Raw genomic sequence first — 8,598 nt, 5'->3', positions numbered from 1 at the left:
TCCCAAGCCTTATCCCTCGGAAAAGCAACGATGGACAACGGCAACGGCCTGTTTAGAACGTTCCTTGACTACAAGCTGGCCGAGCGCGGCAAACGTCTCGTTCGGATCGGCAAATGGTTTCCTTCCAGCAAACGATGCGGCGCTTGCGAGAGGATCCATAAGGAACTGACGCTGAAGGATCGCATCTGGGTGTGCGACGGTTGCGGCACAACCCATCGAAGGGATGAGAATGCTGCCGGAAACATAAGGACCGAAGGGATAAGAAGATTAGGCCTTGCATAGCGCAAGAGAGAACCGCCGGGCTGGCGGGGATCGCCCAGTAAGATTAGCTGCGTTGGCAGTTATGTCCTGGGAAGCCCCCACTTCTGCAAGTGGTGGGAGCATGTCACCCTGTTTAGATAATCGGGGGCGCAAAGCGAGCGCTACTGAAGCTTGGGGTCGATCGGGGCCGCATGTCCGCTTTGGCGAACTTCCTGGAAGATCGGGTCCGGACTCGGCGGGAGAGGAAGATGCTTGGCGAGCAGCGCCTCCAGATCGCGCACGGTGACCGGGCGCGCCTGTGGCTTTAATTCCACGGCAAGCTGTCCGTTGGCTTCGATCGTCGCCGTCTGGACGTCCCGCACGTCTTGTACGCCCTGCTGCCGCAATTGCATTTCCAGCTTATCGACGGTCAGTCTCATTTTGCGCAGCTCAGGATGCATGTATCGGCCGTTGTCGATGATGACTTTGGCGTGCCCGTTGAGCAGCCGTTCGATCCATTGGAACTTCATCTCCAAGTATTCGATCAGCAGCAAAGTGAGAATAAACACGCTCGCCGATCCGATGGCGATCGACAGATGATGATTGGCGATCGGCTGCACGATCGTCGTGCCGATCGAGATCATGATGACGGTCGTAGCTACGCTCATCTGCGAGATCGACTTGCGGCCCGCGATGCGCAGCAGCACCATGCCGACCAAGACGAGCAGAGCCGAATGCCAGATCCATTGCCAGTCCATGCGTTTGCCTCCAATACTTCGCGTCTTCGTCCTCTTAGCATGGGAAGCGCGAAGTCCGCTTATGCGCAATGTGCTATAATGGATTCACTCGCAGCAGGGAACCCGTTGTGGTCCACGAATCGAAAAGTATCAAATCCGCTGCAAATTCGCCTTTGGAGGATACGACAATGTCTAGCTTACCGAACTGCCCGCAATGCCAGTCCGAATACACCTACGAGGATAGAGGAATCTGGATCTGTCCGGAATGCGCTCACGAATGGAGCGCCGGGACGGAGGCGGAGACAGGCGAGGAGGCCAAGGTCGTCAAGGACGCCAACGGCAATATTCTGCAAGACGGAGACACGGTCACCGTGATTAAAGACCTCAAGGTCAAAGGCAGCTCCCTGGTCGTCAAAGTCGGAACGAAGGTCAAGAACATCCGCCTGGTCGAAGGGGATCACGATATCGATTGCAAAATCGACGGCTTCGGAGCGATGAAGCTGAAGTCGGAATTCGTGAAGAAGGCTTAAGTAAGGGCAAGATGAGCGAATTGGAAGCGCAGTGCGCGGCTATTCGCAGCATAAAGGCCGGAGAGTCACCAGACGGTGTCTCTTCCGGCCTTTATGCTTCTGATCAGGTGGGCCGCTTCGGCCAGAGTGGCGAATTACTTCTTCAAGCTGTTCCAAGTGCTCTGGAACGCTTCGAGCATCTTCTCTTTCGTGAGCTGGCCGCCTACATAGCCTTGCATGGAGTCGCCGAACTTTTTGCTGGACGCCTCGCCTTGAGGGAACTTGAACCAGTTCCAGGAGAGCACTTTGCCTTCCTGATTATACTTCATGATGTCGCTGGCCAGCGCGCCGAGATCTTCTTCCGTCGCGGAGATCGTCGTCAGCGCCGGGATGAACTTGAACTCTTGCGTTATGAACCGCTTGCCCGTGTCCGAGGTCACCATCCAGTTCAGGAACGCTTTCGCTTCTTCCTTCACCGCGGAGTTTTTGTTGACGACCCAGTTGTTCGGAACGCCGACGAACAGCTTGTCGTTCGCGGCCGCGTCTTCCGAGATCGGCATCGGCAGGAAGCCGATGTTGACGTCCGGGTTCGTCTTCGAGATTTGCACCTGCGTCCAGTTGCCCTGCTGCGTCATCGCGGCCTTGCCGGTCGCGAATTCGGTCACTTGCGTGTTGTAGTCCGTCTGAAGCGGGTTTTTGCCGCCGTATTTCACGGTCAGGTCGAACAGCTTCGTCCAGTTCTCGAACACTTCGTTGCCTGGGATTTTCTGGCTGCCGTCGTTCAGGCCGGCGATGAACGCGTTCGGATCGGCTTGATAAGCGAACGGCAGGTTGACGAAGTGGTTGCCGAGCACCCACCATTCGCCGTAGCCGTTAATGAACGGCGTAATGCCGTTGTCTTGCAGCTTCTTCGCCGCATCCTCGAGCTGGGACAGCGTCTTAGGCAGCTCCGTGATGCCGGCTTTCGCGAATAGGTCTTTGTTGTAGATGAAGCCGTAGCCTTCCACGCCGATCGGCATGCCGTACAGCTTGCCGTCGTGGGTCATCGGCTCGTCCGTGCCCTTGACCAGATCTTTCACCCAAGGCTGGTCGGACAAGTCTTCGAGGTTTTCCAGCCACAGGTCCAGGTCGGAGAAGCCGCCGTTGTTGAAAATGTCGGGCTTGTCGCCGGAGTTGAATTTCGCTTTCAGCGCGGCGCCGTAGTCGGCTCCGCCTCCGACGGTCTCGATCTGGACTTTGACGCCGGTTTCTTTCTCATATTCGTTAACGAGGTTCTGCAGCTGCTCCGCGATCTCTACTTTGAATTGGAACATTTTGATCGTGACGTTTTTCTTGGGCGATTCGCCCGCCGGCGTTGTCGCTCCCGGAGAGTTCGCGGCGTTGTCGCTTTTCGCGCCTCCGCACCCGGATAGGACGGCGGTGAGGGCGAGAGCGGCGGACATAAGCATCATGGATCTTTTTTTCATTTACAGTGATCCTCCCTTATAATGTCTTTACTGTAACTATTTTAATTTTATTGAATGAACATCAAACCCGACACCGAGAAAATTGAACGATTAGGGGGAACTTATTGTCATCCTCGCTAACCGGCTCAACAGGTTACCCTTTGACCGATCCGGCGGTAATTCCTTCGATAATGTGCTTCTGCATGCCCAGAAAGAAGAGAATGATCGGCAGCACGCCGAGCGTCAGGGCGGCCAGGGCGAGATCCCACTGTTTCGTATATTGGCCGAAGAACGAGTACGTTGCAAGCGGAATCGTCCGCGTCTCCGGTCCGCTGATAATGAGCAAGGGCAGCAGGAAGTCGTTCCAGATCCACAGGCTGTTCAGCAGGACGATGGTGACGGTGATCGGCTTGAGCAGCGGGAAAATGATGCGCCAGAATACGCCGAACACGGAACAGCCGTCCACGATGGCCGCTTCCTCGATCTCCAGGGGAATCGACTTGACGAAGCCGTGGTAGAGGAACAGGTTCAGCGATACCCCGAAGCCGAAGTAGCAGATGACGACGCCCCAGATCTCGTTCAGGAAGCCGATCATGCCGGCCAGCTTCACGAGGGGAATCATGATCGACTCGAACGGGATGATCATCGCAGAGACGAATAGCAGGAACAGGATTTGGTTGACTCGGTTGTTGTGGCGCACCATGCGGTAAGCGGCCATCGCGCTGATGACGACGAGACCGACGTTGCTGGCCACGGTGATGATCAGGGAGTTCAGGAACACCTTCGGAAAGTTCATGATCTTCCACACTTGCTCGTAGTTATGGAAGCTGAAGCTTTGCGGCAGGCTGGTCGTATTGACGAGAATCTCGGCGAACGGCTTGAACGAGTTCGACAGGACGAAGTAAAACGGGACCAGAAACACGATCGCGACCAGGATGCCCAGCGCTTCGAGAGAGAACAGGCGGCCCGTATAGCGTTTGTGAGCTTCCATTAGGATTCCACCTCCCGTTTCTTGGTCAGGGTGACTTGAAGAATCGTGATCACGGCGACGATGAGGAAGAAGATGACCGCCTTGGCGCTGCCGAGGCCGAGCGCGTTGTTGCGGAACGCTTCCTGATAGATGTTAAGCGATACGGATTCCGTCGAGTTGAAAGGACCGCCCTTCGTGAGCGACATGATCAGATCGAACACCTTGAAGCCCCAGGACAGCGTCAGGAACAAGCAGACGGTAATGGACGGCATAATGAGCGGCAGCGTGATCTTGTAGAGCATCTGCAGCCGGGTAGCGCCGTCGATCCGCGCCGCTTCGATCATATCCTTGGGAACGTTGGTCAAGCCGGCGATGTAGATGACCATTACGTAGCCTGCGCCTTTCCACACGGTGACGATGATCAGTCCCCAGAACGCGGTCGGCGCGTCGCCGAGCCACGGAAGGTTGAAGAACGCAAGGCCCGTCAGCTCCCCGATCGAAGCGAACCCTTTTACGAAAATAAAGCTCCAGATAAACCCGAGCAGCAGCCCGCCGATGACGTTCGGCATGAAGAAGATCGTCCGCAGGATGTTGCGCAGCTTCAGCGCTTGCGTGAGCAGCAGCGCCAGCAGGAAGCCGACGAGGTTCGTCAAGATCACGCTGACGATGGCATAGCGGAATGTGAACACGAACGACTTGTAGTAATCGGGGTCGTTGAACATAATTTTTTTATAATTTTCGATCCCGATCCATGTTACTGTTGTACTAACCCCGTTCCATTCGGTGAAGGAATAGTAGAGGCTCATGAAGAACGGGATAACGAGGATGATCGTAAAGAAGATGACGGCAGGTCCGATAAACAAGAGCTGGTAAAGCTTTTTCTGACGCGCGTTTTCCATGGCGGTTTCCCCCCTTAAGTACATAGTGCTTTCGCGATTATTACCCAAGTATAGGCATTCGAACGCGGGGCTCCCACTGACTCTGATGATCAAAGAGGTGGAATTTATTGATCTTTACCAGTATCCGAACGAAAATGATGCTGTTCCTGCTGGCAGCCACGTTGATTCCGATTCTGGCCTCGATTGTCATCACCTACAGCCTGACGACGAGCAAGGTGACGAAGGAGACGCTGAAGAGCAACGCCGACTTGCTGTTCCAGGGCAAGACGAACTTGCTCAATTACATGAACGCGGCGCAGCAGTCGACGTTTATTTTCTACAACGACAGCAGGCTGTTCGCGATTTTGGAGGACGGCATTCGGGATTACAAAGACGACCAGGAAATTTATCGCGGCCTGATGCTGCTCAGCTACACGGCGAAGGATTTCGAGCAGGCCCATCTGTATCTTCGCGAGAGCGACCTGCACTATCTCATCATCAACAACCGGTCCAAAAGAAGCTTCAAGGGAGACGGGGACCGGTACATCCCTTCCGGCTTGGCCCAGGGGAATTCCTACGTTCAGCCGCCTCATCCGGTGGATAAGTTCGGAAGAACGGACATTCCGACGACGACCGCCGATCAAGTGCTCACCATTCACAGCTCGCTGTACTATTTGGCGGCGAAGGAGGAGCTCGGCACGCTGTCGATCGACATTCGGCTGGACGGCATCCGCGCCATTGCCGAGCAGCTGTATTCGGCGGGCCGGGAAGAGCTGTACATTCTGGACGACGAGCGGCGCGTGATCTACAGTTCCATCGACCGCGGCGGCGGTCAGCGGCTGCAGGCTGATTGGGTCGACCGCGTCGTGGGAGCAACCCAGACGAGCGGCAACTTCTCTCTGAATCAGGATGGCTTCTCGGGGGAAATTGTATACGATAAAATGGAAACGCAGTTCTTGAACTGGACGTTGGCGAAACGAATTCCAAACGAAACGCTGCACCGGACCGCCCGGGAGGTCGCGCTGTTCAACAGCGGAATCGCCGTCCTGTTCCTCGTGCTGACGATACTGGCGACGGTATTGATCACGTTCCGACTGACCGCGCCGATCAAGAAGCTGATTCGCAACATGAACCAGATTCAGAGCGGCAATCTGCAGGTGACGATCGACGTCAATCGGAAGGATGAATTCGGGATATTGGCGCGAAGGTTCCAGCTGGCGATGGACACGATCAACGAGATGATTATTCGCGAATACGAGCTCGAGCTGGCCCGCAAAACGAACGAGCTGAACGTGCTGCAGGTGCAGACGAATCCGCATTTTATCAATAACGCGCTGCAATCGATCGGGACGTTGTCTCTGCAGAAGCAGCAGCCGGAAATCTACAATCTCATCTTCTCCTTGGGGAAAATGATGCGCTACAGCATGAACACGGGAGAACCGATCGTAACGCTCGAGCGGGAATTGGACTATGTCAAAGCTTACGTTTCCCTTCAGCGTCAACGGTTCGGCGAGCAGCTTCGCTATACGGTTAAGGTAGACGGGCCGCTGCTGAATCGGCCGATTCCGAAGATGATCGTGCAGCCGCTTGTCGAGAACTACTTCAAGCACGGCTTCGACGCGGGCAAGGAAGATTCGGAGATCGCCATCTACGGCTCGGAGTCGGCGGATCGCCGATGGATGAGGCTGGAGGTTTGCGACAACGGCAAAGGCATGAGCGCTGCAGAGCTGAGGGCGCTGCGGGAGCGGCTGTTCCAATCGAAGGGCGCGTGGGCGACCGGGGAATCGGGGATCGGGTTGCCTAACATTTTGTCGCGGCTCAAGCTTTACTACAACGAATCGGCCAAGCTTGAAGTCAAGCCCGGCAAGTCGGGCGGCTTAAGCGTCGTGCTGTGGATTCCGATCGACGGGGAAGGAGACGACCATGAGAGCGCTAATCGTTGACGACGAACGGCATGTCCGGGAAGCCATTCGGCTGCTGGTGGATTGGCAAGCGCACGGCATCGAGGAAGTGATGGAGGCGCAGGACGTCGCATCCGCGATGGAGCGGATCGGTCGGGACCATCCCCAGATCGTGTTCACGGACATGATCATGCCGGAGAAATTGGGCACCGATCTGCTCGCCTGGATTCGGGAGCACGAGCCGGCCGCCAAGGTGATCGTCATCAGCGGGCACGACGATTTCGATTTCGTGCGCAAGACGGTGCTGTACGGGGGAATGGACTACATTCTGAAGCCGATCGATCCCGAGCAACTGAACCAGGCGGTCGCCAAGGCGGTCGAGAGCCGCAAGCAGGAGGACGAGGGTACGAAGCAGGAGCAGCGCAAGGCAATCGAGATCAATCAGTTGCGCCCGGTGTACTGGGACAAAATATTGACCAACCTCGTGGAGGACCCTTCCTACTACTCGTCGATCGCCGAGACGCTGCGAACCGAATTCGGGCTGTCCGAGGACGATCGGTTCTGCCGGGTGGCCGTGCTGGCTACGGATACGATCCATCCGACGATCCGCAGCAAGTTCGCCGGAAGCGAGGACCTGTTGTATTTCTCCTTGCTGAACATCTGCAACGAAATCGTCCGCAGGCATCGGCACGGGGTCGCATTCCGGCACGAGTACGGGGCGATCGTTGTCCTGCTGTGGAAGCAGACGGGCAACGCCCCGGCGCTGCTGGACACGGTCAACGGCGGCATCCGGCAGGCGTTCGGCAGTCTGTTGGAATTTTGCTTAGGCGGCGAGAGACCGCTGCCCGGCGGCATCAAGCAGTCGTATCACGAGGCGAACATCGTGCTGCGTCAGCGCAACATGCGCGCGGCCCGGCCTCGTGTTCGCTGCTTCGATCCGGACGAGAATCCGCGCTTGTCGGCGATTCACTTGTCGGAATTCGAAGATCGGATGAGAACGGCTTTGCGCAGCGGGCAGGAGCAGCCGATCCGGGACATCGTACGGCTCTGGATGAATCAGGTCGAGCGGATGAGCTATATCAATACCGAGCAGCTGGAGCTGTGGAATCACGAGTACAGCGTCATTCGCGCGCGCTGGCTGAAGGAATTGTTCGGGGACTTGCCGGCGGCGCCGAGCCGCTCTGCGGAGTCCGCGTTCGCGAACGCTCCGGTGGATCAGGAAGGGCGCCTGGTGCTGTCCGCGCTCGCGGAAGGGCTGGAGCAGGATCTGCTGCAGTTGTCCCGCCAGTGGGCGGAGCACCAGCGGCAGGACGAGCACGTCATCTTCGAAATCGTCAAATATATCGATTCCCATTATGCCGAAGAGATCACGCTTCAGGATTTGGCCGATCGTTTCTTCCTCAGCAGGGAGTACATCTCGCGCAAGTTCAAGCAACAGTTTCGCGAGAACCTGTCGGACTATATCGAACGCGTGCGCATGGAGAAGGCGAAGCTGCTGCTGATGAACCCGCAGTACCGCATCGCCCAGGTCGCGGAGCTTGTCGGGTACAAGGACGAGAAGTACTTCAGCAAAGTGTTCAAGAAGCAGGAGGGGCTGTCCCCTAACGAGTATCGGAAGAAGTGAGCGGGGGCGTCGGACTCACGGGCCGACCCGACGTGCGGGCGGACGCAGAAGCGGCGGTGAGAGGGTGGGAGCGGAACGCGGGTCAACTCTCCCGGCATGAGGCAACCGCACGAGCGCGGTTACGGTCTGCGAGACCGTTAACGTGTGCGAAAACGAAGGTATGGTGAGATTAACGGTCTGTGAGACCGTTAATGTGTGCGAAATGGGAGGTATGGCGGGATTAACGGTCTGCGAGACCGTTAATGTGTGCGAAATGGGAGGTGCGGCGGGATTAACGGTCTGCGAGACCGTTAA

The 8,598-nt window shown here is 56.7% G+C and carries 8 protein-coding genes; 4 read left to right on the top strand and 4 right to left on the bottom strand.

The genetic code is table 11. The annotated features are described in order from the left end of the window. The coding region (locus ACESLM_RS29890) for a zinc ribbon domain-containing protein (protein WP_372638272.1) at positions 1-282 on the top strand (282 nt) is incomplete at its 5' end. Positions 283-422: 140 nt separating this feature from the next. On the opposite strand, the gene ACESLM_RS29885 is transcribed toward ACESLM_RS29890, so the two are convergent. After that, a complete protein-coding gene (locus ACESLM_RS29885; RefSeq protein ID WP_372638269.1) occupies positions 423-998 on the bottom strand; it encodes a DUF421 domain-containing protein in 576 nt (191 codons plus the stop codon). Positions 999-1,165: 167 nt separating this feature from the next. Here ACESLM_RS29885 and ACESLM_RS29880 point away from each other — a divergent pair, with 167 nt between their 5' ends. Next, positions 1,166-1,507, top strand: coding sequence for a zinc ribbon domain-containing protein YjdM (locus ACESLM_RS29880; protein ID WP_372638267.1), 342 nt, complete (start codon positions 1,166-1,168; stop codon positions 1,505-1,507). 134 nt (positions 1,508-1,641) lie between these two features. Here the strand turns inward: ACESLM_RS29880 and ACESLM_RS29875 are convergent, their stop codons facing one another. From ACESLM_RS29875 to ACESLM_RS29865, 3 genes are all read right to left on the bottom strand, one after another. Continuing rightward, a complete protein-coding gene (locus ACESLM_RS29875) occupies positions 1,642-2,952 on the bottom strand; it encodes an ABC transporter substrate-binding protein (RefSeq protein ID WP_372638264.1) in 1,311 nt (436 codons plus the stop codon). A 133-nt stretch (positions 2,953-3,085) separates the two neighbouring features. Next, on the bottom strand, positions 3,086-3,922 hold the full coding sequence (locus tag ACESLM_RS29870; protein WP_372638261.1) for a carbohydrate ABC transporter permease: 837 nt from the start codon (positions 3,920-3,922) through the stop codon (positions 3,086-3,088). Next, a complete protein-coding gene (locus ACESLM_RS29865; protein ID WP_372638257.1) occupies positions 3,922-4,800 on the bottom strand; it encodes a carbohydrate ABC transporter permease in 879 nt (292 codons plus the stop codon). The genes ACESLM_RS29870 and ACESLM_RS29865 overlap by 1 nt, the downstream gene beginning before the upstream one ends. 107 nt (positions 4,801-4,907) lie before the next feature. Between ACESLM_RS29865 and ACESLM_RS29860 the strand changes: the two genes are divergently transcribed. Both ACESLM_RS29860 and ACESLM_RS29855 read left to right on the top strand, forming a co-directional pair. Beyond that, positions 4,908-6,722 (top strand): sensor histidine kinase, encoded by a 1,815-nt coding sequence (locus tag ACESLM_RS29860; RefSeq protein WP_372638254.1) that lies wholly within the window; start codon positions 4,908-4,910, stop codon positions 6,720-6,722. Next, entirely contained in the window at positions 6,703-8,304 is a 1,602-nt protein-coding gene (locus ACESLM_RS29855) for a response regulator (protein WP_372638251.1), read from the top strand. The genes ACESLM_RS29860 and ACESLM_RS29855 overlap by 20 nt, the downstream gene beginning before the upstream one ends. Positions 8,305-8,598 lie beyond the last annotated feature (294 nt).

This window comes from Cohnella sp. (assembly GCF_041641335.1).
Taxonomy (GTDB): Bacteria; Bacillota; Bacilli; order Paenibacillales; family Paenibacillaceae; genus Cohnella.
Note: the sequence above shows the minus strand (reverse complement) of the source record. Positions and strands in the feature narration are given on the sequence as shown.

Bases quoted from the DNA above. Each gene is read 5' to 3' on its own strand.
- ACESLM_RS29885 (WP_372638269.1), bottom strand. From the start codon at position 998: ATGGACTGGCAATGGATCTGGCATTCGGCTCTGCTCGTCTTGGTCGGC.
- ACESLM_RS29880 (WP_372638267.1), top strand. From the start codon at position 1,166: ATGTCTAGCTTACCGAACTGCCCGCAATGCCAGTCCGAATACACCTAC.
- ACESLM_RS29875 (WP_372638264.1), bottom strand. From the start codon at position 2,952: ATGAAAAAAAGATCCATGATGCTTATGTCCGCCGCTCTCGCCCTCACC.
- ACESLM_RS29870 (WP_372638261.1), bottom strand. From the start codon at position 3,922: ATGGAAGCTCACAAACGCTATACGGGCCGCCTGTTCTCTCTCGAAGCG.
- ACESLM_RS29865 (WP_372638257.1), bottom strand. From the start codon at position 4,800: ATGGAAAACGCGCGTCAGAAAAAGCTTTACCAGCTCTTGTTTATCGGA.
- ACESLM_RS29855 (WP_372638251.1), top strand. From the start codon at position 6,703: ATGAGAGCGCTAATCGTTGACGACGAACGGCATGTCCGGGAAGCCATT.